Here is a 23,199-nt window from a genome sequence, read left to right on the forward strand (position 1 = left end):
GGGAGGGGGCTGGGAGGGGGCGGCCGGGGCGGCGGGCGCGGCGGGCTGGACGGCGCGCGGGCCGGAGGTGCGGCGGGACCTGCCGAGTCTCATCTGCCCAGACTAGGCCCCGGCGCATACCCCGCGCGGTATCCCCGGGGAGTGCTCATGCAGCGGCGCCGACCGCCGCCTGCTCCGGTGCCGGAGCGACCGCGACCGGGCGCCGCGCGGGCAGCACGCCGACCCGCTCCCCCGGCTCGAGGCGGTGACCCGACGCGTGCTGGACGGTGACCTCCTCGCCCGTCGACAGCCGGACGGTCGAGCGCCGCACCGGCCCCAGGAAGCTCGAGGCGAGGACGACTCCGGGCAGGGAGTCGGGAGCGCCGTCGGCCACGACGGCGAGGTCCTCGGGGCGGAGGAACACCGACACGGGACCGTCGGCCGCCGCCGCGTCGACGAGCGGCAGGCGCACGCCGAGCGCGAGGACCGATCCCGACGAGACCGTCCCCGCGACCACCGTCGAGAGGCCGACGAAGCGGGCCGTGAAGGCGGTCGCCGGGCGCGCGTAGAGGTCCTCCGGTGCACCCAGCTGCTCGATCCGCCCGGCGTTCATCACCGCGACGCGGTCGGCGACGGCGAGCGCCTCCTCCTGGTCGTGCGTGACGAAGAACGTGGTGATGCCGATCTCGGACTGCAGGCGCTTGATCTCGTCGCGCAGCTGGACGCGGACCTTCGCGTCCAGGGCCGACAGGGGCTCGTCCAGCAGCAGCACCCGCGGCCGCGTGACGAGGGCGCGCGCGAGCGCCACCCGCTGCTGCTGGCCGCCGGAGAGCTCGTGCGCGTAGCGGTCGCCGAGGGCGCCGAGGCCCACGACCTCCAGCACCTCCCCCGCGGCCGCCCGGCGCTCGCGCGCCCCGACTCCCCGGGTGCGCAGCCCGAACTCGACGTTCTCGCGCGCCCGCAGGTGCGGGAAGAGCGAGTACGACTGGAAGACCATGCCCATGTCGCGCTTCGCGACGGGGACGTGGGCGACGTCCTCCTCGTCGACGAGGATCCGCCCCGCGTCGATCCGCTCGAGACCGCTGAGGGCGCGCAGGGCTGTGGTCTTGCCGCAGCCGGAGGGGCCGAGCAGCGCGATGAACTCACCCGGGGCCACGTCGAATGAGACGCCGTCGAGCGCTCGCGCGGAGCCGTAGTGCCGCTCCACGTCGACGAAGCGCACGCGGGCGCCGGGGAGGGTGGGAGCGGTCACGAGGAGCCTTTCGAGGAGCGCGCCCGGCCCGTCGGCAGGCCGATCCGCGCGAGGCGGCCGATCCCGAGCAGGAGGGCGAAGGCGAAGAGGAGCGAGAGCAGCGAGAAGATCACGGCGACGTAGGCGTCGGACTTCGACACCTGCACCAGGCCGGTCTGGAGGGTGGTGCGGCTGAGGAGCGAGGCGATCGTGTACTCGCCGAGAACGACTGCGACGGTGATCAGCGCGGCCGCGACCAGGCCCCGGCGCAGGTTCGGCAGGAGGACCCTCCCGAGCACCGCGAGCGGGCCCGCGCCGAGCGAGCGGGCCGCCTCCGAGAGCGTCACGGCGTCGAGACCGGCGAGGTCCGCCGCCACGGCGCGGTAGGCGTAGGGCAGGACCAGCACCCCGTAGGCGAGAGCGAGCGTCCACGGCGCGGAGCCGGCGAGCTCGGTGACCACGGAGTAGACCGGCGCGAGGCCGACGACGAGGACGATGGCGGGCACGGTCAGCGGGAGCAGGCAGACCAGCTCCAGAGCCCGGCGCAGGCGCGGGAGCCGGATCTCGACGAGCAGCATCGTCGGCACCAGCAGGACCAGGACGATGAGGGCGGTGACGACGGCGAGGACCAGCGAGTTTCCGATCCCCTGGAACAGCGAGCGGTAGGCGCGCTCGTTCTCCGGGTCGAGGATCGCCGTCCAGTGCGAGAGGTCGTGGCCGCCGGCGCCGCGGAGCGTGAACTCCGCCATCGCGACGATCGGAACGGCGAACACCAGCCCGGTGATCACGAGCACCGCCCCGGACAGGAGCCGCGCGGGCCTCATCGCTGCCACCGCCGGGCCCGGCGCTGCAGCAGCGCGTACCCGGACATCAGGACCACCATCACCGCGAGCATCCCGAGCGCGAGGGCGCCCGCGAGGTTCTCACGGCCCAGCACCGTCTCGCTGACCAGCGCGGCGCGGATCTGCAGGGGGACGATCTGCGCGCCCTGGCTGATCAGCGCCGCCGCGGTGGCGAAGGAGGAGAACGCGTTCGCGAACAGCAGCAGCACGCAGCCGAGGAACGACGGCGCCAGCACCGGGAGGGCGACGTGCAGCCAGTAGCCGAGCCGGCCCCCGCCGAGCACCGCGTTCGCCTCGGCCCACTCCGGGCGCAGACCCTCGAGCGCGGGCAGGAACGTGAGCACCGTCAGGGGCACCTGGAAGTAGAGGTAGGGCAGGACGAGCCCGGGAAGCTGGTAGAGCCACACGCCGTCGGCGTAGAGGTCGACGCCCGCTCCCGCGAGGAGGGTGGTCACCAGCCCCTGCACGCCGATCGTCGCGATGAAGGCGAACGCGAGCATCACACCGCCGAACTGCGCGAGGACACTCGCCGCCGCATCGACGACGGTCCGGAGCGCCCCGCGCGGATCGGAGCCGAGCAGGGCCAGGCACACGACCGCGCCCAGCACCGCGCCGACGACGGCGGTCACGGCCGAGAGCCCGAGCGACGCGCCGAAGGCGGACAGCACGACGGGATCCCCGAGCGCGAGCACGTTAGCCGTGGTGAAGCGGCCGTCTCCGTCCGTGAATCCGGTCGCCACGGCGAGGACCGTGGGGACGGCCAGGAACAGCAGGACGTAGAGCGCGAAGGGGGCGACGCCCAGCACGGCCGGGGTGCCGCGCCGTCCCCGGGGCGCGGACGCCCCGGAGACGGCCTCGGCGGGAGCGGTGGTCACTGGATCGCCGCGGCCCACTTCTCGGCGAGGAGCGACGAGGCCGCCTCGGTCTGCTCCTCCGTGAACTGGACGAGGTCGGAGGGAGCGGCGCCGACGGCGTCGAGCGCGTCCTGGTCGACCGTGCCGGCCTCGGTCATCGCGGCCAGGCGCACCGGGTAGGCGCCGGCGGCGAGGTAGAGGTTCTGCGCGGCGTCGGAGTAGAGGTACTCCTGCCAGAGCCGCGCGGCCGCGGGGTGCGGAGCGTCGGCGTTGACCGCCTGGTTGTAGTAGCTGCCGACGGCGGAGCCCGGGAGGACGGTCGTCGTCCACTCGCGGGTGCCCTCGTTCGCCTTCCCGGCGGCGAGGTTGTTGTAGCTCCAGTCGAAGACGACAGGGGTCTCGCCCGAGGCGATGGTGGCGTCGGTCGGGTCCAGCGGCAGGAAGTTGCCGGCGTCGTTCAGCTTCTCGAAGAAGTCGATCCCCGCCTGGACGTCGTCGGCGGAGCCGCCGGACTGGAGAGCCGCGAGCTGCACTGCGGCCGCGGCGGCTCCCGCCTGGGTCGGGTCGCCGTTGATCGCGACCGAGCCGCGGTAGTCGGCGCCGAGGAGGTCCTCGAGCGACGCGGGCGCAGGCACCGCGGCCGCGTCGAACCCGATCGACATCAGGCCGGTGTAGTCGTTGACCCAGAGGCCCGACTCCTCCTTGTTCCCCTCGGGGATGTCGTCCCAGGACTGGACCTTGTACGGCGCGAACACGTCCGTGTTCGCCAGAGTGACGGCCGGTCCCAGGTCGAACACGTCGGGAGCGGTGTCCTGCCCGGCGAGGTTCTCCGCCGTGCTGATCTCCTCCGCGGAGGAGACGTCGGGGTCGGCGGAGTTCACGGTGATGCCGTACTCGTCCTCGAAGCCGCTGATCAGCTCGCCGTAGTTCGCCCAGGTGTCGGGCAGGGCGATGACGTTGAGCTCGCCCTCGGCCTTCGCCGCCTCGACCAGGGCGTCCAGCCCGCCGAGGTCCGCGGCGGACGTGGCGGACGCCGCGTCCGCGCTGCCGCCGTCGGACGAGGCGGTGGCGCCGCCGGAGCAGGCCGAGAGCGTGAAGACGAGGGCGGTGCCGGCGGCGGCGACCGCGGCGGTGCGCGACAGGCGCTGAATGGTCAAGGGTCCTCCAGTAGTCGGGTGGGCCGCCCCTGTGGGACGGCCTCGGGAACGGTAGGAGCGCCACGAGACGGCGAGGGAGCGCGGCGGTGAGTGCCGGGCGAACGCCGGGGGCCGAATCGGGGACGGCGATGTCGGGGGCGTTCGCTAGCGTGGGCGGACCATGACCGAGCAGCTCTCCCCCGCGCTCGCGCGCCGCATCGCCCTGGCGGCGCAGGGGTTCGGCGTCCCCCGTCCCTCCCGGGTCGACGCGCGCCGGGTGCGCGCCGCCGTGGACCGGATCCGCCCGCTCCAGCTCGACTCGGTGAACGTCTTCGAGCGGAGCCACTACCTGCCGCTGCTCGCGCGGCTCGGCCCGTACGATCGCTCCCTCCTCGACGCCGCGGCCCTCTCCCCCGACGGCCCCTACGTCGAGTACTGGGCCCACGAGGCCGCCCTCGTCCGCCGCGAGGACCTCCCGCTCTACCGCTGGCGGATGGAGCACTACCGCCGGGTCCGCCTGCCCGAGCACGAGGGCTGGGCCCACGAGAACCGCGCCACCCTCGACTGGCTCCGCGCCGCGCTCGCCGACGGTCCCCTCCGCGCCTCCGAGATCGAGCACGAGGCCAACGTCCGCACGGGCCCCTGGTGGGGCTGGTCCGACATCAAGCGCGGCCTCGAGGTCCTGTTCCGCTGGGGCGAGGTGGTGACGGCGGGGCGCACGCGCTTCGAGCGCTCCTACGGTCTCGCCGAGCGGCTCCTCCCGAGCGCGGTGCTCGACGCCGACGTGCCCCTCCCCGACGCCGTCCGCGAGCTCGTGCGCCGGGCGGCCCGGGCCCACGGGATCGGCACCCTCGGCGACCTGGCCGACTACCACCGGCTGCTCCAGTCCCCCACGCGCGTCGCGATCGACGAGCTGGTCGAGGCGGGCGAGCTCGAGCGCGTCGAGGTGCGCGGCTGGGAGCGGGGCGGGCGGCCCGTTCCGCTCTGGCGGCACGTCGACGCCCGACGCCCCCGCACGCTCCGGGCGGACGCGCTCCTCTCGCCGTTCGACCCCGTGGTCTGGCACCGGCCGAGGGCCGAGCTGTTCTTCGGCTTCCACTACCGGATCGAGATCTACACCCCGGCCGAGCAGCGGGTCCACGGCTACTACGTCCTCCCCGTGCTCCTCGACGACGTGATCGCTGCCCGGGTCGACCTCAAGAGCGAGCGCAAGCGCCGGGTCCTCCTCGTGCAGGCCGCCTGGCTCGAGCCGGGGGCCCCGGCCGACACGCCGGAGCGGCTCGCCGCACTGCTGGTCGAGGCGGCGGCCTGGCAGGGCCTCGGCGCCGTCGAGGTCGTCGGTCGCGGCGACCTCGCGGCCGCCCTCGCCGCAGCACTGCGGAGGATCGCGTGAGCGCGCCCGGCGGCGTCCTGGCGCTGGCGCTCTCGGAGCGCTGCGTCGCCCGTCTGCTCGAGCGCGGGAGCGTCGTCGGGGTCGGCACGGGCGAGCTCGCCCACGCGGCCGGCGTCTCCCTCCGGACCTTCCACCGGTACCTCGGCGGGAAGGAGGACTGCGTGCGCCCGGTGCTCGCCGCCGCGATCGCCGCGATGGGACGCGCCCTCCTCGAGCGCCCGGCCGCCGAGCCGCTGAACGCGGCGCTCGGCCACGCCTTCGCCGCGGCGGCCTCCGGTCCCCAGCTCGACCGCACCCTCCGGCTGATCCCCCTGCTCACCGAGACCTCGGCGATGCGCGCCGTCTGGGCGCAGTCGCTGCACGACGGCGAGGAGGCGCTGACGCCGTTCCTCGCGGAGCGGATGGGGCTCGGCCGCACGTCCCCGCACCGGGCGGCCGTCCTGGCCACCGTCGTCCTCGCCCTGGTCCGGCGGGCGCTGGTCGACGCGGCCGCGAGCGGCATCGACCCGGCGCCGGTCTTCGCCGAGTACCTGACGACCGTCGACGGCGGTCCGCTCGCGGCTCCGACCGGGTGAGGTCCCGTCCGGCACGGTGACGGGCGCACCTCTGGCCGAAGCGGGAGGCGGTGCGGGGCGGCGATCGACGACCGGGCGTCGGCCGGATCGGCCTGCTAGAAGCGCGAGCCCATCTCGGAGAGGCGGGCGACGCGGTCCGCGATCGGCGGGTGGGTCGCGAAGAGGCGCGCGACCACTCCCGGCTTCGACGGGTCGGCGATCCAGAGGTGCGCCATCGAGCTGTTCTGCCGCTGCATCGGCCGGCCCGCGGACTCGAGCTTGAGCAGGGCGCGGGCGAGGGCGTCGGGGTGGCGGGTCGTCAGCGCGCTGGTCGCATCGGCGAGGTACTCGCGCTGACGGGAGATCGAGAGCTGCACGACCGAGGCGACGATCGGCGCGAGGACCATCGACACCAGCCCGACGATCAGGAGCGCCGGGTTGCCCCCGCCGTTGCCGTTGCCGCCCCGCCCGAAGAAGGCCAGGCGGAGGAAGGCGTCCGAGAGGAAGCCCACCGCGACGACGAGACCGAAGACGATCATCGAGACGCGGATGTCGTAGTTGCGGACGTGGCCCAGCTCGTGGGCCATCACGCCCTCCAGCTCGGCGTCGTCCATGATCGCGAGCAGGCCCGTCGTCGCAGCGACGACGGCGTGCTCGGGATCACGGCCGGTCGCGAACGCGTTCGGCGCCGGGTCGTCGATCAGGTACACCTTCGGCATCGGCGTGCCCGTCGCGATCGAGAGGTTCTCGACGATGCGGTACAGCCTCGGCTCGTCCGCCTTCTCCACCGCCACGCCGCCGCTGAGGGCGACCGCCTGGCGAGCGGCGAAGAAGTACTGGAAGAACGCGTAAGCGGCGGCGATCACGAGCACCACCACGACGATCGCCGTGCTGCGGTAGACCGCTGCCGCCAGGGCGCCCAGGCCGCCGATGATCACGAGGAACAGGACGAGGATCAGGACCGTGTTGCGCTTGTTGCGGGCGATCGCGCTGTACACGGCGGCTGCCTAGAACTGGACGCGCGGGGGCTCCGAGATCGCGGCGAGATCGCCGACCTCGAAGAACTCGCGCTCCGAGAAGCCGAGCCGGCGCGAGAAGAGCGTGTTCGGGAAGACCTTCACCTTGGTGTTCATCTCGCGTACACCACCGTTGTAGAAGCGCCGGGCCGACTGGATCTTGTCCTCGGTGTCGACCAGCTCGCCCTGCAGCTGGAGGAAGTTCTGGCTCGCCTGCAGCTGGGGGTACGCCTCCGCGACCGCGAAGATCGACTTCAGCGCGCTCTGCATGTGGTCCTCGGCGACCGACGCCTCCGCCGGGCCCTGGGCCTGCAGCGTCTCGGCGCGAGCCTGCGTCACCGACTCGAAGACCTGGCGCTCGTGCGAGGCGTAGCCCTTCACGGAGTCGATCACGTTGGGGATCAGATCCGCACGGCGCTTCAGCTGGACGGTGATGTCGCTCCACGCCTCGTCCACGCGGACGTTGAGGGTGACCAGCGAGTTGTACGTCGCCCAGAGGTAGACCCCGAGGATGACGACGAGCGCGACGACGACGATGAGCGGGACGAGCCATTCCATGCCGTCCAGTGTAGGGACGGCGCGCTCCCCGGCACCTGTCGATGAGGCGCATTCGCAGGGGCGGGTCGGCCCTACTTGAGGGTCTTCTGCAGCAGGACGGTGCTGAGCCAGCGCTCGAACTTGAAGCCGACGCGGCCCATCCGGCCGACCTCGACGAATCCGAACTGCGCGTGCATCGCCAACGACGCCTCCGCGCCCTTGTCGGCGATGACGGCCATGATCTGACGGATCCCCACGGCCTTCGCGCGCTCGAGGAGCTCGGCCATCAGCGCCCGGCCGAGGCCCTTGCCGGTGGAGGCCGCCCGCAGGTAGATCGAGTTCTCCACGGTGAAGCGGTACGCCCGCTTGGAGGACCACGGCGACACCATCGCGTAGCCGAGGATCTGGCCTGACGGCGAGACGGCCACGATGAAGGGCAGCCCGAGCTTCTGGTTGCGGGAGAACTTCCTCCGCCACTCCTTCAGCGTCGAGTCGTCCTCGTCGAAGGTCACCACCGTGTTGCGCACATAGTGGTTGTAGATCTCGCGGATGTCCGGCAGGTCGGCGTCGCGGGCGTCGCGGATCTCGAACGAGAAGCCGGGCTCGGGAGGCGGCGCCTTCCGCAGGTGCGGCGGCAGGACGCGCCGGCTCTCGTACTCTTCCTCAAGCATCCGGCTCCCCTTCGGCTCCGCCCATCGATCCGGGCCAGCGTAGCCGCCCCGCGGGCGAGCACCCGGTCACGCGAGAGCACTCCAGTCGACCGGCTCCGCGCCGCGCTCCTCCAGGAGGGCGTTGGCGCGGCTGAACGGCCGGGAGCCGAAGAAGCCGCGCGAGGCCGACAGCGGGCTGGGGTGCGCGCTCTCGATCACTCCGGCCTCCCCCAGCATCGGGCGGAGCGACGCGGCGTCGCGGCCCCAGAGGATCGCGACGAGAGGCGCGTCCCGGGCGGCCAGCGTGCGGATCGCGTGCTCGGTGACCGCCTCCCAGCCCTTCCCGCGGTGCGAGGCGGGAGAGCCGGGGGCGACGGTGAGGACCCGGTTGAGCAGCATCACGCCGCTCGAGGTCCAGCCGCTGAGGTCGCCGTGCTCGGGCGGCTCGACGCCGAGATCGTCCCGGAGCTCGCGGTGGATGTTCTGCAGGCTCCTCGGCAGCGGGCGCACGTGCCGCTCGACCGCGAAGGACAGCCCGATCGGGTGCCCGGGCGTCGGGTACGGGTCCTGTCCGACGATGAGGACGCGCACGTCCGCGAGCGGGGCGGCGAAGGCGCGGAGCACGTCGCGGCCCGCGGGGAGGTAGGGCCGACCGGCCGCGACCTCGCCGCGGAGGAAGTCGCCCATCGCGGCGATGTCCCCGGCGACGGGGGCGAGGGCCTCCGCCCAGCCCCTGTCGATCAGTCCCGAGGCCGCGAGCTCAGCGAGGTCCACCGGGTCAGCCCGCCGCGAGCGTCGCGACGACGACTCCGGCGTCGCTGCCGCTCACGCACCACACCGAGCCGGCGCCGCCGACGCGGAGCGCGCCGGTGCCGACGATCAGCACGGTGGACTCGTCGAGCGCGACGCCGCCGTCGACCAGGCCCGCCTCGACGGCCGCGACCAGGCGGCCGAGGGTCCCCCACTGCGCCGCGTGCACGTCGACCGTCACGTCGATGAGGCCGATGCCCTCGAGCACCGTGACCTCGTCGAGCTCCTCCGCCGCACCCTCCGGGACGACGGCGACGCCGCCGATCCGGTGGCCGCCGACGAGGGCGCGATCGGCCGCGACGGCGGCTCCCGCCGAGTAGCCGGCGTACGGCACCCCGGAGGAGACGAGATCGCGCAGCCGCGGGAAGCAGGCCTCGAGCGCGTCGCGGTAGGCCGGGGTCAGGCCTCCGCCGACGAAGATCCCGTCGACGTCGTCGAAGACCGCGGGATCGATCCGGCCGCCCTCCGGCTTCATCACGGCGAACGCGTCGAGCGGGCCGACCGTCGCGAGCAGTGCCGCGTAGCCGGCGTAGGCCTCGGGGCCCAGCCCGTCGTGGACGACGACGATCGCGATGCGCGGGCCCTCGATCCGGCCGGCGTCGACCGCGTGGGCGCGCGCCTCCGCGAGGAACGCCCCGTACAGCTGCTGGTCGTGCTCGACGCCGCCTCCGCCGCCGATCAGGTGGACGCTCACTCGTCGTCCTCGGCGAGGGCTCCGTCCACCGGGGGCAGAGCCGACCAGGGGAAGACGATCCAGCGCGGGGTGCGGCGCCAGAAGAAATCGGGCTCGAGCACCGTGCGCGGCTTCGTGTACAGGGTCACGGTGCGCACCTCGGCACCCATCGCGCGGATGAGCTTCACCGAGAGGGCGAGGGTGTGGCCGGAGTCGGAGACGTCGTCGACCAGGAGGATGCGCTTGCCGCGCACGGACGCCTCGTCGAGCAGCGGCGGCAGCACCACGGGCTCCGCCAGGCGCGCCTCGACACCGGTGTAGAACTCGACGTTCAGCGCGCCGCAGCTCTTGATGCCGAGCGCGTAGGCCACGGCGCCCGCGAGGAGCAGACCGCCGCGCGCGATGGCGACGACCAGCTCCGGCCGGTAGCCCGACGCGACCACGTCGTCGGCCAGGTGCCGAGCGGCGTCGCCGAACTCGAGCCAGCCGAGCACCTCCTTCTCCGTGGCGGCGAGGAGGGCGGCGGAGTCGTCGGCGTCGGAAACCATGAGGGACAGGCTAGGCCGTCGCGGGCCTCCGCGTCACATCGGTCAGGCGCGCGGGGCCAGGGGTCCCTTCGCGACCTTGTGCGGGGCCGCCTGCGCGACCGGCTTGATGGTCACGAGGTCGAGGTTGACGTGGGCGGGGAGCTCCACCGAGGAGACGATCGCAGCGGCGACGTCCTCCGCGACCAGCGGGTCGGGGACCTCGGCGTAGACCGCGTCGGCGCGCTCCCGGTCGCCGCCGAAGCGGACCAGCGAGAACTCGTCCGTGTGCACCATCCCCGGCGCGATCTCGATCACGCGGATCGGCTCGCCGGCCAGCTCGAGCCGCAGCACGGCGACCAGCGCGTGCGCGGCGTGCTTGGCGGCGTTGTACCCGCCTCCGCCCTCGTAGGCGACGTGGCCGGCGATCGAGGTGACGGTCACGATGTCCGCGGAGGTGCCGCTCCCCCGGATCCCGGCCCGCAGCAGCGGGAGCAGCGCGCTGGTCACGAGCTTCACCGAGAGCACGTTGATCTCGAACATGCGGCGCCAGTCCTCGGGGTCGGACCTCTCGACCGAGTCGAGTCCGAGCGCGCCGCCCGCGTTGTTCACGAGCGCGTGCACGGGCCCGGAGGAGGCGAGGTGGTCGCGCAGAGCGTCGACCTGGGAGGCGTCGGTGAGGTCGGCGGCGAAGTACCCGGCGCCGGTCTCGGCGGCGAGCGCCTCCAGCCGGTCGCGCCGGCGCGCGACGGCGACAACCTCCCAGCCGTGCTCGCGGAACAGGCGGACCGTGGCCGCCCCGATCCCTGAACTCGCTCCTGTCACGACAACGCGTCGATCCACGCCCGTCCCCTTCCGTCAAGCCTCGGACACCCTCGACTCCGTCGTCGCAGGCCAACGCTAGTCTGGCCGCGTGCCGCCCGCCGACCCGGTTCCCGCGACCGCCGGGACAGCCGTCACCCCGAAGCGCCGCGTGCCCCTCTGGGACAACGCGCGCTTCGTCTGCGTGACCCTCGTCGTGATCGGGCACGGCGTCCAGAGGCTGACGGCCAACTCCGACACCTCGCTCATCGTCTACCTGACGATCTACGCCTTCCACATGCCGGCCTTCGCGATCATCTCGGGCTACTTCTCCAAGAGCGGCGCCCCGAGCGGGCGTGCGATGCGGCGGGTGCTGACCGACATCCTCCTGCCCTACCTGATCATGGAGACGATCTGGACCCTGGTGCAGTTCCTGGTCGAGGGCAAGCAGGAGTTCAACCCGACGAAGCCGAGCTGGACGCTGTGGTTCCTGCTCGCGCTGGGCATCTTCCGCCTCGTCCTCCCCTACCTGGCGCTGCTGCGCTGGCCGCTGCTGATCAGCGTGGTGCTCGCGGTCGGGGTCAGCTACTACGACAACATCGACTCGACCTTCTCGCTCGCACGCGCGATCGGGATCCTGCCGTTCTTCGTGTTCGGCTGGCGCCTGCGCGGCTTCGCCCCCGGCGGCCGCTCCGCCGTCGAGCGCTGGCTCGATCAGCCGCCGTCGCGGGTCCTCCTCGCCCGGATCCTCGCCGTCGTCCTCTTCGCGGTCACGGCGGTCGTCATGACCGTCAACATCGAGGCGTTCCGAGCGGCGGACCTGCGCTACTGGTTCTTCTACGACCGCCCCTACGACGCCCTCGGCGAGACCCAGTGGTGGGCCGGGCTGGTGCGGCTGGCCCTGATGGCCGGAGCGGTCGTGCTCTCGCTCGCGCTCTTCGCGCTGGTTCCGCGCCGCCGCACCCCGCTCACCGCCTGGGGGCAGTCCACGATGTACGTCTACCTCCTCCACAGCTTCGTCCTCTATCCGCTGCGGGAGTCCGGGATCCTCTCGCGGACGGAGAGCACGCTCGCCCTCGTGCTGATGATCGTGTTCTGCGTCGCGGTCTCGGTCGCGCTCTCGCTGGGCTGGACCCGCACCGTCTTCCACCGGCTGGTCGAGCCCCGCGCGGCCTGGCTCTTCGCCCCGGTGGCCGACGAGAGGCCTCCGCGCCCGGACCGCGCAGACCCCACGGGCGCCAAGCGCGACCGGCAGCCCGAGCGGCGCTGACGGCCGTTACCCCGTGTGTCGGCGGTCCTGGCCGTCCGGCGGGCCCCCGCGTACGCTCGTCGCGACGGAGAACGGCCCCGTCACCGACCCCGACGATCCGATGGGAAGCACCATGACCGACTCCGAGAAGTGGCAGTTCGAGACCAAGCAGATCCACTCGGGCGCCGCGCCGGACCCGGTGACCAAGGCCCGCGCGACGCCGATCTACCAGACCACCTCCTACGTCTTCGACAACGCGGAGCACGCCCAGAACCTGTTCGCGCTGGCCGAGTTCGGGAACATCTACACCCGCATCCAGAACCCGACCCAGGCGGTCGTGGAGGAGCGGCTCACCGCCCTCGAGGGCGGCTCCGGCGCCCTGCTGCTCGCCTCGGGCCAGGCCGCCGAGACCGCGGCCGTGCTGAACATCGCCCAGGCCGGCGACCACATCGTCTCGTCGTCCTCGATCTACGGCGGCACCTACAACCTCTTCAAGTACACCCTCGCCAAGCTCGGCATCGAGACGACCTTCGTCGAGAACCAGGACGACCGCGAGGAGTGGCGCCGCGCCGTCCGTCCGAACACGAAGCTGTTCTTCGCCGAGACCGTCGGCAACCCCAAGATCAACATCCTCGACATCCGCACCGTGGCCGATGTCGCGCACGACGCCGGCGTGCCCCTGATCGTGGACAACACCATCGCGACGCCCTACCTGATCCGCCCCTTCGAGCACGGCGCGGACATCATCGTGCACTCGGCGACAAAGTTCCTCGGCGGCCACGGCACGGTCATCGGCGGAGCGATCGTCGACGGCGGCCGCTTCTCGTGGACCGCGAACGCCGAGCGCTTCCCCGGCCTCACCACGCCGGACGAGTCCTACCACGGTGCCGTCTACACCGACGCGGTCGGCGACTCCCTCGCCTACATCATCAAGGCCCGCGTGCAGCTGCTGCGCGACCTCGGCGCCTCGATCGCCCCGGCGAGCGCCTGGCAGCTCATCCAGGGCATCGAGACCCTCTCGCTCCGGATCGAGCGCCACGTGCAGAACGCGCAGGAGATCGCGGAGTACCTCGAGAACCACTCCGACATCGCCTCGGTGAACTACTCGGGCCTGCCCACCTCGCCCTGGTACGCCGCGGCCAACCGCTACGCGCCGAAGGGCGTGGGCGCGGTGCTCTCGTTCGAGCTCAAGGGCGGAGTGGACGCCGGCCGGGCCTTCGTCGACTCGCTGGAGCTGTTCTCGCACCTGGCCAACATCGGCGACGTCCGCTCGCTCGTCATCCACCCCGCGTCGACCACGCACTCGCAGCTCTCGCCCGAGCAGCAGCTGACCGCCGGCGTCACTCCGGGCCTGGTGCGCCTGTCGGTGGGACTCGAGAACGTCGACGACCTCCGCGCCGACCTCGACCAGGCCCTCCGCGCCGCGCGCGCCGTCGTCGAGGCCTCTCGCGCGAACGCCTGAGGCCCCTCGGCGCCCTGACGGGGTCCCCGTCCTCGGGGATCGCGTCAGGGCGCTCCGCGCGCGGGCGGAGGAGCGCGGGAGCAGGGCGTAACAAACGGCTCCGCCCCGCGGCGCTCTGACACGATGGACAGCGCTATGGACTGGCAGCAGACACTCGAGGACACGGTCCCGTCGGCGTTCGTCACCGAGCGCCAGCTCCTCTCGGTCATCGGCAAGCCGCCCGCCACCGGAGCCTGGCGCGACGGCGACCACCCGGGCGGACGCCGCTTCGTCGACCTCGGCCCGTTCGGCTTCGAGGCGGGCGGCCGCCTCCCCCACGCCCGCATCGCCTACGAGAGCTGGGGCGCTCTGAACGAGCGCCGCGACAACGCCGTCCTCGTCCTGCACGCGCTGACCGGCGACTCCCACCTGCTCGGCCGCGGCGATCCCGGCCACGCGACGGACGGCTGGTGGTCGGGACTCGTCGGCCCCGGCCTCGTCATCGACACCGACCGCTTCTTCGTGGTCGCCCCGAACATGCTCGGCGGGTGCCAGGGCTCCACCGGGCCCGCGTCCCTCGCCCCGGACGGCCACGAGTGGGGCGCACGGTTCCCGTACACGAGCATCCGCGACCAGGTGCGGGCGCAGGTGCAGTTCAGCGACCTGCTCGGCGTCGAGCGCTGGCACACCGTCATCGGCGGCTCGATGGGCGGGATGCAGGCGCTGGAGTGGGGGATCGACCACGCGGAGCGGGTCGCGCGCCTCGCGGTCCTCGCAGCTCCCCCGCGGGCCACGGCCGACCAGATCGCCCTCAACTTCGTGCAGCTCGAGGCGATCCGCAACGACGCGGCCTTCGCGGGCGGCTCCTACTACGACGCGGGCGACGGCCAGGGCCCGTACCACGGCCTCGCGCTCGCCCGCCGGATGGCACTGCTCAACTACCGCAGCCCCTCCGAGCTCAACGACCGCTTCGAGCGAAGCTGGCAGTCGGGGCTCAGCCCGCTCGGCGGCGGCGGCCGCTTCGCCGTGGAGTCGTACCTCGACTTCCACGGCAACAAGTTCACCCGCCGCTTCGACGCGAACAGCTACATCACGCTGGTCGAGGCGATGAACTCGCACGACGTCGGCCGCGGCCGGGGCGGCGAGGCGGCCGCCCTCTCCCGGATCACCAGCCCGACCCTCGTCCTCGGCATCGACAGCGACCGGCTCTTCCCGGTCGAGGGCCAGCGGATCATCGCGGCGCACGCTCCCGGCGCTCTCGACGGCGGAGAGGTCGCGGTGATCACCTCGACGTTCGGCCACGACGGGTTCCTCATCGAGGACGACGCGGTCGGCGCGCACCTCGCCCGGCTGCTGGCGCATCCCGTGACGGCCTGACCCGCCCGACTCCGGCGCGGTTCGACGCCCCGAACCGCTCCGGCCGGCTCGGCCAGTGGCTATCGTGAGACGGGGGCCAGCCCCGCGCCACGACCGGAGGGGGCCAGAGCGTGCCGATGATCCGCAGCGCCCGCGAGCGCGACCGGCTGCTGCGCCACTCCGCCTGCGGGATCGGCCTGCTCACGGAAGCGGGGGCGCTCGGCATGGCCCTCATCCCCGGGACGCTCCAGCCCGCCGCCGTGCCGTTCGCCGTCGCGCTGCTCCTGGGCATGATGGCCGCCCACGTCGAGCTCGCCCGGACGGGGCGCCGCAGCCGCGTGATCGCGGTCGCCGTCGGCGGCCTGCTGCTGGGCTGGGGCCTCGCGCTGGGGCTCGCTCCGGGCGCCGACTTCGCCGGGTTCGTCCTGGTCAACACCGCGAACGCCGTGACCGCGAGCATCGCCGTGGTCGTGACGACGTCCGCGCGCCGTCTGCTCCTGCTGCTGCCGGTGCTCCTCCCGAGCCTGATCCCGTCGGTGCTCGTCTCGAGCGGCACCATGATCCCCACCGTGGTCGTCCAGAGCCTGCTGCCCTGGGGCACGCTCTGCGGCTTCGCCCTCTGGATCAGCACAGCGGTCCCGCGGGTGGTGCGGCGGATCGACAGCATCGGCAACGCCCACCGCGTGGAGCGCCTCGCCAGCGAGACGGAGGCGCAGCGCCGGCAGGGCGCGCGGCTCCTGCACGACACGGTGCTGGCCACCCTCACGCTCCTCGCGCACTCGGGCCGCGGAGTGTCGGTCGACGCGCTCCGGCAGCAGGCGGCGCAGGACGCGCAGCTCCTGCGCCAGCTCCGGCTCGGCGGGACCCCCACCCCGAGCGCGTCCGGCTCCTACCAGCTGACCAGCGTCACCTCCGCCCCCGCGGCCAACACCCTCGAGACCGTCCGCAACCGCTTCGGCCGGATGGGGCTCGACGTGATCTGGCACGGCTCCGGCCAGGTGGCGCTCACCGGCGCGGCCCTCGACTCCTTCGTGCTCGCCCTGGCGGAGTGCCTCGAGAACGTGCGCCGCCACTCCGGCGTCGCCTCGGCCGACGTGACGATCACCGAGGACGAGACGACCGTCCGCGCGATGGTCACGGACGCGGGCGCGGGCTTCGACATCGCGACCGTCCCCGACACGAAGCTCGGCTTCAAGGAGTCGGTGATCGCCCGGCTCGGCGACGTCGGCGGCCGCACCCGCCTGTTCAGCGCCCCCGGATCGGGGACGACCGTGGTGCTGGAGGTCCCGAAGTGAGCCCCGCACCGGAGTCGCGGGCCCCGCTGCTGGGACGCGTGCCCGCGACGCACGGCCGCTCCTCCCGGTCCGCCCGCTCGGTCCGTCGCCAGCAGGAGGGGCTCGGTACCAACTACCTCGGCAGCGGCCTCAACGGCATCGCCGCCGCGATCCTCGCCTACGAGCTGCTGATCTTCCTCTCGACCTCCGCCCGCTACAGCGACCTCGCACCCGCGGCGATCGCCTGGGTCCTCGTCGTCCTGGCCTTCGGATCCACCGTCCTCGCGATCCACCTCGGCGGACGCCGCCTGCCGCTCCCGGTCTACCTCTGCTTCCTCGTCGCCCTCGGAGCCGCCGTCGTACTCGACCTGGTGGCCGTGACCGACTCCGGCGCGGCCCGCACCGTCCCCACCGCCGCGGTCGCGGGCGCCGTCGCGCACGCCGCGCTGATCGTCCACCGGCGCGGGATCGAGATCCTCGCGGTGAGCGCCCTCGTCGCGATCGCCGAGGTGATCGCGTTCCTCTCGATGGAGTCGGGCGGCGCGGGCGCGCTCTCGGTGCGCATCAGCGCCCTCGTGGTGACGATCGCGCCGGCCGTCGTCGTGGTCGTGATGATGCGCGGATTCCGCCGGATGGTCCAGCTCGAGATCGACCGCGCCCTCGTGCAGAGCACCACGCTCGGCCCGCGCTACGCGGTCGGGATGCTCGCCTCGGAAGAGCTCGCACGGCTCGACCTCGCCGCCGAGCGCCTCCTCGCCGAGGTGGGCGACGGCTCGGTCCGCCTGCCCCTCGACGCCCAGCGCGCCGCCCACGCGACCTCGCTCGCCACCCAGCTCCGCCTCCACCTCATCAAGGGGCGGCGCGAGACCTGGCTGCACCATGCCGTGCTCGAGTCCGAGCTGCTCGCGCCGCTCGTCGAGCTCGTCGACCCGGACGGCACCGCCGGACTCCTCGGGCACCAGCAGCGCGACGGGCTCCTCTCGGCGATCTGGCTGATGGCCGACAGCGCGACCGGGCTCGCCGTGGTCCTCCACGTCGAGTCGGGCAGCCCCCGCGATCCCGGAGCCGGGACGGCCGCCCGAGGACTGCTCGTGCCGATCACGCTCCGCTCCTCAGGCGCGCCCTTGCGCGGCGTCGATCCTGCGACGTGGGAGGCTATCGCTCAGGTCGGCGTCTTCCGCGACATCTCGCGCGACGGGGAGCTCCGGATCGAGATCGACTGCCTGGTCGAGAATCCCGCCGACCGGTGAGCAGCCGCCGAGAGACCGCCGACGACCGCCGACCGAAGGACACCGATGACACCCACCGCTGACGCGAAGATCACTCTCGCGGTCGTGGACGACCACAAGATGCTCCTCGGAGCCCTCACGGAGTGGATCCGCGGAGCCGCCTCCGACATCCAGCTGGTGGCCGCGGTCGCCTCCTGGCCCGAGCTGCTCACGCACCCCGAGTTCCCCGTCGACGTCGTGCTCCTCGACCTCGACCTCAAGGACAACATCCCGATCTCGGTGAAGCTCTCGACCCTCAAGACCACCGGGGTGAAGACCGTGCTGATGAGCACCTACTCCGAGCCCGCCGTGGTCCGCGAGGCGCTCGCCTCCGGAGCCCTCGGCTACCTGGTGAAGACCGAGGACGCGGACATGATCGTCGAGGCGATCCGCGCGGCCAAGGACGGCCACTCCTACATCTCGCACGAGCTCGACATGGCGCTCTCCACCGGCGACTCCGACGGAGCGCCGAAGCTCAGCGCGCAGGAGCGCCGCGTGATGGCTCTCTACGGCGGCGGCGAGCCGGTGAAGTCGGTCGCGTTCGAGCTGGGCATCTCGGAGGAGACGGCGAAGTCGTACCTCAAGCGGATCCGCGAGAAGTACCGCGTCGTCGGCATCGACGTCGGCACGAAGGTGGCGCTCCGCAAGCGCGCCATCCACGACGGGATCCTCATCGAGACTGATTGAGTCCTCTTCCGTGGCGGTCCCTGCCCGCCACGGCGCGGTCGGCTTCACGACGTGGTGCGTTCCGCAGAGCGGGGCGCGTCGCCCGGCATCGATCCGCTGACACGCGGATCGCTGTCGGCGGGCTCCACGAGGGCACGGCGGTCCCTGCCCGCCGCGGCGCGGTCGGCTTCACGACGTGGCGGGTTCCGCAGAGCGAGGTGCGTCGCCCGGCATCGATCCGCTGGCACGCGCATCGCTGTCGGCGGGCTCCACGAGGGCGCGGCGGTCCCTGCCCACCACGGCGCGGTCGGCTTCACGACGTGGTGCGTTCCGCGGAGCGAGGTGCGTCGCCAGGCATCGATCCGCTGACACGCGGATCGCTGTCGGCGGGCTCCACGAGGGCGCGGCGGTCCCCGCCCGCCGCGGCGCGGTCGGCTTCACGACGTGGTGCGTTCCGCAGAGCGGTGCGCGTCGCCCGGCATCGATCCGCTGACACGCGGATCACTGTCGGCGGGCTCCACCTCGTCGAGCGGCGGCCAGCTGCTCCTGCGATCGAGCAGGGCGGGCGTGCCTGAGTCGTGCCGGTCGAGTAGCCGCGGGACGCGGCGTATCGAGACCCACCAGGCACGGGCAACGGGTCGATGCTGGTCGAGAGGCCGCGGGACGCGCGGCATCGAGACCCACCGGACCGGGACTGCCCGTGCTCCTGCGGGCCCGCGTCAGGGGGCCAGGACGGCGACCGTCATGCCGGGCGTCGCGGCGGGGGCGTCCATCGCGGCGAGGGCGTCGGGCAGGTCCTCGAAGGCGATGGTGCGGCCGACGGAGTCGGCGGGGCGCAGACGGCCGGCGACGATGTCGTCGAGGAGGGCCGTGTAGCCGCTCCGGGCGATGCCGTGGCTGCCCAGCAGCTCCAGCTCCTGGGCGATGACCCGGCCGAGCGGGATCGCCGGTGCCGCGTCGGGCCCGAGGAGCAGACCCACCTGCACGTGCCGGCCCCGCGGACGCAGGGCGGCGATCGACGCCTCCGCCGTGACGCTGCTTCCGACGGCGTCGATCGCCAGATGCGCACCTCCTCCGGTCGCCGCCCGGATCGCCTCGGCGGCACCCTCGCCTCCGGGGACGGTCACCGCCCCGAGCGCGGCTGCGGCCTCCCGCGCCGGGGCGGAGACGTCCGACGCCACCACACGGGCCCCGGCCGCGAGCGCGACGATCACCGCGGAGAGGCCGACTCCGCCGCAGCCCAGCACCGCGACCCACTCCCCCGGGGCGACCCGGCCGCGCTCGTGCAGGGCGTGGTACGCGGTCCCGAAGCGGCAGCCGAGACCGGCCGCCTCGACGAAGCCGACGGAGTCGGGCAGGCGCACCAGGTTCAGGTCCGCACCCGGCACGGCCACCGCCTCGGCGAACGACCCGTCGAGGGTGAATCCCGGCTGCTGCTGCCGGAGGCACACCTGCGTCGCCCCCTCCCGGCACTGCTCGCAGTCGCCGCAGGCGACCACGAACGGCGCTGTGACCCGGTCACCGACCGCGAAGAGCGACACCTGGGCTCCCGTCGCGATCACCGTCCCGGCGAACTCGTGCCCGGGGATCTGCGGCAGGACGACCGAGTCGTCGTGCCCCTTCCACGCGTGCCAGTCGCTCCGGCACACCCCGGTCGCCGCGACGCGGACGACGACGCCGTCGACGGGGCAGACGGGCTCCGGGACCTCGACGATCGCGGGGAGGGCGGAGAAGGACGAGTAGCTCACGGCGCGCATGCCGAGAGTCTTCCAGAGGCCCTGGCCGGGCTCTGCTTACAGTGCGTCGACCGGGATGCCGCCGGTGCCCGGCTGGGCGGGCTCGCGGTGGACCGGGTAGACCGTGCCTCGGGCGCGGTCGATCGCGATGCTGCCGAGAGCGAGCACGATTCCGGCCGCGGTCAGGCCCACGCCGACCCAGATGGGCGACAGGTAGCCCAGTCCGGCGGCGATCGTCAGGCCGCCGAGCGCGGCACCCACCGAGTTGCCGATGTTGAGGGCGGAGTGGTTGAGCGCGGCCGCGATCGTCTGGCTGTCGCGCGCCACGTCCATCAGCCGGGTCTGGATCGCGGGCGACGCGGCCGCCGAGAAGCCCGCCGAGAGGAACGCGAACACCACCAGCCCGACGACCGACGAGGCCGACAGCGCGAGCCCGATCAGCGAGACGCCGACGCCGGCGAAGAACACCACCAGCGCCCGCCGCACGTCGCGGTCGGCGGCCCAGCCGCCGACGAGGTTGCCGACGGTCATCCCGAGGCCGATGACGACCAGGATCCACGGGACCGCGCCGAGCGGCAGGCCCGTCACCTCGGTCGCGAGCGGCGAGATGTAGCTGTACATCGCGAAGAGTCCGCCGAAGCCGATGGCGCCGACGAGGAGGGTCATCCAGACCTGCAGGCGCCCGAACGCCCGCAGCTCGTTGCGGACGGTCGCCGCCGGATTCCCGGGCTGCGCGGGCACCAGCAGCTGGACGGCCACGACGGTCAGCGCGAAGAGCACCGCGACCACGAGGTAGGCGCTGCGCCAGCCTGCCACCTGCCCGACCCAGGTGATCGCGGGCACGCCGATGACGTTCGCGATCGTGAGCCCGGAGAGGACGAACGCGACTCCCTTGCCGCGCTTGCCGGGACCCATCAGGTCGGCGGCGACCAGGGAGGCGATGCCGAAGTAGGCGCCGTGCGGGAGCGCGGCGACGAAGCGCGCGGCGAGGACGAGCGGGAAGCTCGGGAGCAGCGCCGAGCCGATCGTCCCGACGGTGAAGGCGACGAGGAGGGTCAGGAGGAGCCTCTTGCGCGGCCAGCGCGCCGCTGCGGCGGCGATGGTGGGGGCGCCGACCACGACACCGAGCGCGTAGGCCGAGATCAGCATCCCCGCCTGCGAGACGGCCTGCTCCTGGCTCACGGCCCAGACCCCGGGGAGGAGGTCGGCGGCGAGCTGCGGGAGGAGCCCCATCGCGACGAACTCGGTCGAGCCGATGCCGAAGCCCCCCATCGCGAGGGCGAGCAGGGCGAGGCGGGTCCGAGCGGGCGAGAGCGTCACCGGTCAAGGCTACTCAGGATCGGGCGGATGTCGAATCGATTCGAGAAAGCCCGGACACGAGAGGTCTCGGCGCGGACCCGCTACTCCCCCAGCGCGTCGTTCAGCCGGGCGATCTTGCCGTCGATCTCGCCCGAGTAGCCGGGGCGGATGTCCGCCTTCAGGACGAGCGACACGCGCGTCCCGAACGCTCCGACGGCCTCCGTTGCGCGCTTGACGACGTCGAAGACCTCGTCCCACTCCCCCTCGATCTCGGTGAACATCGAGGTCGTCCGCGACGGCAGGCCGCTCTCGCGGACGATGCGGACGGCGGCGGCGACGGCGTCGTGGACGGACGCGTCGGGCGCCTCGCCCCCGGACGGTGCGACCGAGAATGCGACGAGCATGGGAGCCTCCTTGACTGCGCGCACCGCGTGCCGGCCCCGCGCCCTCCGAGCCTACGAGCCCTGGGGCGCCAGGCGGGTCTCGCCGGTCAGCGACGACGCGGAAGTCGTGGCGCCGGGTGCGACGACCCGCGCCGTCCCCATCCTCCACAGCTCGCGCAGCAGCCAGCCGAGCAGCACCACGAGGAGGATGTTCCGCACGGTCAGCACGAGCACCATCCACCAGTGCGACCAGAGGAGGAAGAGGTAGAGGTACGGGTAGACCACCTGGGTCAGAGCCGCAGTGACGAGCGTCAGCTTCGCGGGCCGGTCGAACGCGCCGTCGCGGCACGCGATCAGCCCGGCGATCACCGGCGGCGCGAGCCAGACGATGTACTGCGGCGAGAGCACCTTGTTGGTGTCGATGAACACGACCACGAAGGTCAGCGCGAGCAGCGGGAACAGCCTGGCGGGGTCCGCCCGGCGGGCGAGAGCACGGGCACCCAGCAGGGCCACGCCGAGCATGGCCAGAGCGAGCAGCGGCGTCATCAGGGTCGCCGCGAACTCGGTGCCGGGCCCGTGCATCTCGAAGGTGTTGATGTCGGCGGCGTAGTAGACGTAGCTCCCCGATCCCGGGAGGACCGACAGCCACATCCAGGGAGTGCTCACGACGGCCTCGATCTGGAGGCCCCGATCGGTCTGGTCGGTGACGAAGCTGAAGACCTGGTCCCCGCCGCCGACGAGGACGACCGCGAGCACGATGATCACGGAGGCGACCGCGGGGACGAGGATCATCCGCAGCCGTCCGCGCAGGACCAGCACGGCAGCGGCGAGGATCGCGGCCGGCCACACCTTGATCCAGGTGGCCACGGTCAGCAGCAGCGCCGCGACGCCCGGACGGGTCGCCGCCCAGAGCATCCCGGCGATGGCCGGCGGCGCAGTGAAGGCGTCGATGCGGCCGATCGCGATCGGCCCAAGGAGGACGAGGAACAGCAGCCACCAGCGCGCCGCGGCGAGGCGCGGTGCCGACCGGCCGCGCAGCAGCAGGGCGAAGGCGGCGGCATCGGCGAGCGCGACGAGGACGAGCCACATCAGGTCGTAGCCCGCCGAGCCGAAGAGCCAGGAGGCGGCGATCGGGCCCCAGGCGAGGATCGGGTAGACCCAGCCCGTGTCGATCCCGGCTATGCCGCCGCCCTCGACGGCGGTCCTCATCCACTCCTTGTAGACGATGCTGACGTCGCCCATCGGCAGACCCGGAGCGAACAGCGCCAGGAGGGAGAGCACCACGTGCACCAGCGCGAAGGCGCCCCAGAGCACGGCGACGGAGTCGCGGTTCTCGCGCAGCCGGGCGAGGGGGCGGGAGGACGCTCGAGGAGGGGAGGACGGCACCGCGTCATTGTAGAGGGGCCGCTGAACGGGACCCTGGCAGCACCTGAGCCCGCCTGAGAGCGCCGCTCCCGCCGGGCATCGGTCCCCCGGCGGCGTCGGTCGCCGCCGGGCGTCAGCAGACGGCATCACGACCCGATGAAC

The 23,199-nt window shown here is 73.1% G+C and carries 23 protein-coding genes; 8 read left to right on the forward strand and 15 right to left on the reverse strand.

Translation table 11 applies throughout. From position 1 onward, the window contains the following. Positions 1–145: 145 nt before the first annotated feature. Genes C5C53_RS02945 through C5C53_RS02960 form a run of 4 tightly spaced genes read right to left on the reverse strand, consistent with a single transcriptional unit; the run spans position 146 to position 4,063 of the window. Positions 146–1,231, reverse strand: coding sequence for an ABC transporter ATP-binding protein (locus tag C5C53_RS02945; RefSeq protein WP_104266786.1), 1,086 nt, complete (start codon positions 1,229–1,231; stop codon positions 146–148). Continuing rightward, complete coding sequence (locus C5C53_RS02950; RefSeq protein ID WP_104251292.1) at positions 1,228–2,034, reverse strand: ABC transporter permease; 807 nt, start codon at positions 2,032–2,034, stop codon at positions 1,228–1,230. Before C5C53_RS02950 ends, C5C53_RS02945 begins: the two co-directional genes overlap by 4 nt. Then, the gene (locus C5C53_RS02955) at positions 2,031–2,927 is read right to left on the reverse strand and encodes an ABC transporter permease subunit (RefSeq protein WP_104266908.1); all 897 of its coding nucleotides are present in this window, start codon (positions 2,925–2,927) and stop codon (positions 2,031–2,033) included. Before C5C53_RS02955 ends, C5C53_RS02950 begins: the two co-directional genes overlap by 4 nt. Further along, positions 2,924–4,063 carry an ABC transporter substrate-binding protein gene (locus C5C53_RS02960; RefSeq protein WP_104266787.1) on the reverse strand — a complete coding sequence of 380 codons (1,140 nt, stop codon included), beginning with the start codon at positions 4,061–4,063 and terminating at the stop codon, positions 2,924–2,926. Before C5C53_RS02960 ends, C5C53_RS02955 begins: the two co-directional genes overlap by 4 nt. Before the next feature lie 160 nt (positions 4,064–4,223). Between C5C53_RS02960 and C5C53_RS02965 the strand changes: the two genes are divergently transcribed. Together C5C53_RS02965 and C5C53_RS02970 are read left to right on the forward strand one after the other, a co-directional pair. Next, positions 4,224–5,435 carry a winged helix-turn-helix domain-containing protein gene (locus C5C53_RS02965; RefSeq protein WP_104266788.1) on the forward strand — a complete coding sequence of 404 codons (1,212 nt, stop codon included), beginning with the start codon at positions 4,224–4,226 and terminating at the stop codon, positions 5,433–5,435. Continuing rightward, the gene (locus C5C53_RS02970; RefSeq protein WP_104224435.1) at positions 5,432–6,010 is read left to right on the forward strand and encodes a TetR/AcrR family transcriptional regulator; all 579 of its coding nucleotides are present in this window, start codon (positions 5,432–5,434) and stop codon (positions 6,008–6,010) included. Before C5C53_RS02965 ends, C5C53_RS02970 begins: the two co-directional genes overlap by 4 nt. A 95-nt stretch (positions 6,011–6,105) precedes the next feature. Here C5C53_RS02970 and C5C53_RS02975 read toward each other — a convergent pair whose 3' ends face one another. The 7 genes from C5C53_RS02975 to C5C53_RS03005 form a co-directional block, all read right to left on the reverse strand. Beyond that, a complete protein-coding gene (locus tag C5C53_RS02975) occupies positions 6,106–6,987 on the reverse strand; it encodes a M48 family metallopeptidase (protein WP_104266789.1) in 882 nt (293 codons plus the stop codon). Positions 6,988–6,996: 9 nt separating this feature from the next. Next, positions 6,997–7,563, reverse strand: coding sequence for a LemA family protein (locus C5C53_RS02980; RefSeq protein WP_104225511.1), 567 nt, complete (start codon positions 7,561–7,563; stop codon positions 6,997–6,999). Positions 7,564–7,634: 71 nt separating this feature from the next. Further along, entirely contained in the window at positions 7,635–8,213 is a 579-nt protein-coding gene (locus C5C53_RS02985; RefSeq protein ID WP_104266790.1) for a GNAT family N-acetyltransferase, read from the reverse strand. Positions 8,214–8,279: 66 nt separating this feature from the next. Continuing rightward, positions 8,280–8,966 (reverse strand): uracil-DNA glycosylase, encoded by a 687-nt coding sequence (locus C5C53_RS02990; RefSeq protein ID WP_104232774.1) that lies wholly within the window; start codon positions 8,964–8,966, stop codon positions 8,280–8,282. A gap of 4 nt (positions 8,967–8,970) precedes the next feature. Further along, entirely contained in the window at positions 8,971–9,696 is a 726-nt protein-coding gene (locus C5C53_RS02995; RefSeq protein WP_104266791.1) for a peptidase S51, read from the reverse strand. Continuing rightward, positions 9,693–10,223, reverse strand: coding sequence for a phosphoribosyltransferase (locus C5C53_RS03000; RefSeq protein WP_104224441.1), 531 nt, complete (start codon positions 10,221–10,223; stop codon positions 9,693–9,695). The genes C5C53_RS02995 and C5C53_RS03000 overlap by 4 nt, the downstream gene beginning before the upstream one ends. A 42-nt stretch (positions 10,224–10,265) precedes the next feature. Continuing rightward, positions 10,266–11,042: an SDR family NAD(P)-dependent oxidoreductase gene (locus tag C5C53_RS03005; RefSeq protein WP_258075363.1), complete on the reverse strand. Its 777-nt coding sequence runs from the start codon at positions 11,040–11,042 to the stop codon at positions 10,266–10,268. 70 nt (positions 11,043–11,112) lie between these two features. Here C5C53_RS03005 and C5C53_RS03010 point away from each other — a divergent pair, with 70 nt between their 5' ends. The 6 genes from C5C53_RS03010 (at position 11,113) to C5C53_RS03035 (ending at position 18,275) form a co-directional block, all read left to right on the forward strand. After that, complete coding sequence (locus C5C53_RS03010; protein ID WP_258075364.1) at positions 11,113–12,270, forward strand: acyltransferase family protein; 1,158 nt, start codon at positions 11,113–11,115, stop codon at positions 12,268–12,270. A gap of 112 nt (positions 12,271–12,382) precedes the next feature. Next, the gene (locus tag C5C53_RS03015; RefSeq protein ID WP_104237865.1) at positions 12,383–13,711 is read left to right on the forward strand and encodes a bifunctional o-acetylhomoserine/o-acetylserine sulfhydrylase; all 1,329 of its coding nucleotides are present in this window, start codon (positions 12,383–12,385) and stop codon (positions 13,709–13,711) included. Positions 13,712–13,846: 135 nt separating this feature from the next. Further along, entirely contained in the window at positions 13,847–15,067 is a 1,221-nt protein-coding gene (locus C5C53_RS03020) for a homoserine O-acetyltransferase (RefSeq protein WP_104266793.1), read from the forward strand. A gap of 116 nt (positions 15,068–15,183) precedes the next feature. Continuing rightward, positions 15,184–16,341, forward strand: a complete 1,158-nt coding sequence (locus tag C5C53_RS03025; RefSeq protein ID WP_104266794.1) for a sensor histidine kinase — start codon at positions 15,184–15,186, stop codon at positions 16,339–16,341. Further along, positions 16,338–17,570 (forward strand): hypothetical protein, encoded by a 1,233-nt coding sequence (locus tag C5C53_RS03030; protein WP_104266795.1) that lies wholly within the window; start codon positions 16,338–16,340, stop codon positions 17,568–17,570. Before C5C53_RS03025 ends, C5C53_RS03030 begins: the two co-directional genes overlap by 4 nt. A 45-nt stretch (positions 17,571–17,615) precedes the next feature. Continuing rightward, on the forward strand, positions 17,616–18,275 hold the full coding sequence (locus C5C53_RS03035) for a response regulator (protein WP_104224447.1): 660 nt from the start codon (positions 17,616–17,618) through the stop codon (positions 18,273–18,275). Between the two features lie 698 nt (positions 18,276–18,973). Here C5C53_RS03035 and C5C53_RS03040 read toward each other — a convergent pair. The 4 genes from C5C53_RS03040 to C5C53_RS03055 form a co-directional block, all read right to left on the reverse strand. Then, positions 18,974–20,011: an alcohol dehydrogenase catalytic domain-containing protein gene (locus tag C5C53_RS03040; RefSeq protein ID WP_104266796.1), complete on the reverse strand. Its 1,038-nt coding sequence runs from the start codon at positions 20,009–20,011 to the stop codon at positions 18,974–18,976. 36 nt (positions 20,012–20,047) lie between these two features. After that, positions 20,048–21,262 carry an MFS transporter gene (locus C5C53_RS03045; protein WP_104266910.1) on the reverse strand — a complete coding sequence of 405 codons (1,215 nt, stop codon included), beginning with the start codon at positions 21,260–21,262 and terminating at the stop codon, positions 20,048–20,050. A gap of 128 nt (positions 21,263–21,390) precedes the next feature. Continuing rightward, positions 21,391–21,693 (reverse strand): thiamine-binding protein, encoded by a 303-nt coding sequence (locus C5C53_RS03050; RefSeq protein ID WP_104224449.1) that lies wholly within the window; start codon positions 21,691–21,693, stop codon positions 21,391–21,393. 51 nt (positions 21,694–21,744) lie between these two features. Beyond that, positions 21,745–23,058 (reverse strand): glycosyltransferase 87 family protein, encoded by a 1,314-nt coding sequence (locus tag C5C53_RS03055; RefSeq protein WP_181127705.1) that lies wholly within the window; start codon positions 23,056–23,058, stop codon positions 21,745–21,747. Positions 23,059–23,199 lie beyond the last annotated feature (141 nt).

This window comes from Rathayibacter sp. AY1E3 (genome assembly GCF_002932235.1).
Lineage (GTDB): Bacteria > Actinomycetota > Actinomycetes > Actinomycetales > Microbacteriaceae > Rathayibacter.

What these genes read in the sequence shown, in the direction of transcription:
- C5C53_RS02950 (WP_104251292.1), bottom strand. Translation starts at nt 2,034, where the DNA reads ATGAGGCCCGCGCGGCTCCTGTCCGGGGCGGTGCTCGTGATCACCGGG.
- C5C53_RS02965 (WP_104266788.1), top strand. Translation starts at nt 4,224, where the DNA reads ATGACCGAGCAGCTCTCCCCCGCGCTCGCGCGCCGCATCGCCCTGGCG.
- C5C53_RS02980 (WP_104225511.1), bottom strand. Translation starts at nt 7,563, where the DNA reads ATGGAATGGCTCGTCCCGCTCATCGTCGTCGTCGCGCTCGTCGTCATC.
- C5C53_RS02985 (WP_104266790.1), bottom strand. Translation starts at nt 8,213, where the DNA reads ATGCTTGAGGAAGAGTACGAGAGCCGGCGCGTCCTGCCGCCGCACCTG.
- C5C53_RS03000 (WP_104224441.1), bottom strand. Translation starts at nt 10,223, where the DNA reads ATGGTTTCCGACGCCGACGACTCCGCCGCCCTCCTCGCCGCCACGGAG.
- C5C53_RS03015 (WP_104237865.1), top strand. Translation starts at nt 12,383, where the DNA reads ATGACCGACTCCGAGAAGTGGCAGTTCGAGACCAAGCAGATCCACTCG.
- C5C53_RS03020 (WP_104266793.1), top strand. Translation starts at nt 13,847, where the DNA reads ATGGACTGGCAGCAGACACTCGAGGACACGGTCCCGTCGGCGTTCGTC.
- C5C53_RS03025 (WP_104266794.1), top strand. Translation starts at nt 15,184, where the DNA reads ATGATCCGCAGCGCCCGCGAGCGCGACCGGCTGCTGCGCCACTCCGCC.
- C5C53_RS03035 (WP_104224447.1), top strand. Translation starts at nt 17,616, where the DNA reads ATGACACCCACCGCTGACGCGAAGATCACTCTCGCGGTCGTGGACGAC.
- C5C53_RS03040 (WP_104266796.1), bottom strand. Translation starts at nt 20,011, where the DNA reads ATGCGCGCCGTGAGCTACTCGTCCTTCTCCGCCCTCCCCGCGATCGTC.
- C5C53_RS03045 (WP_104266910.1), bottom strand. Translation starts at nt 21,262, where the DNA reads ATGGGGGGCTTCGGCATCGGCTCGACCGAGTTCGTCGCGATGGGGCTC.
- C5C53_RS03050 (WP_104224449.1), bottom strand. Translation starts at nt 21,693, where the DNA reads ATGCTCGTCGCATTCTCGGTCGCACCGTCCGGGGGCGAGGCGCCCGAC.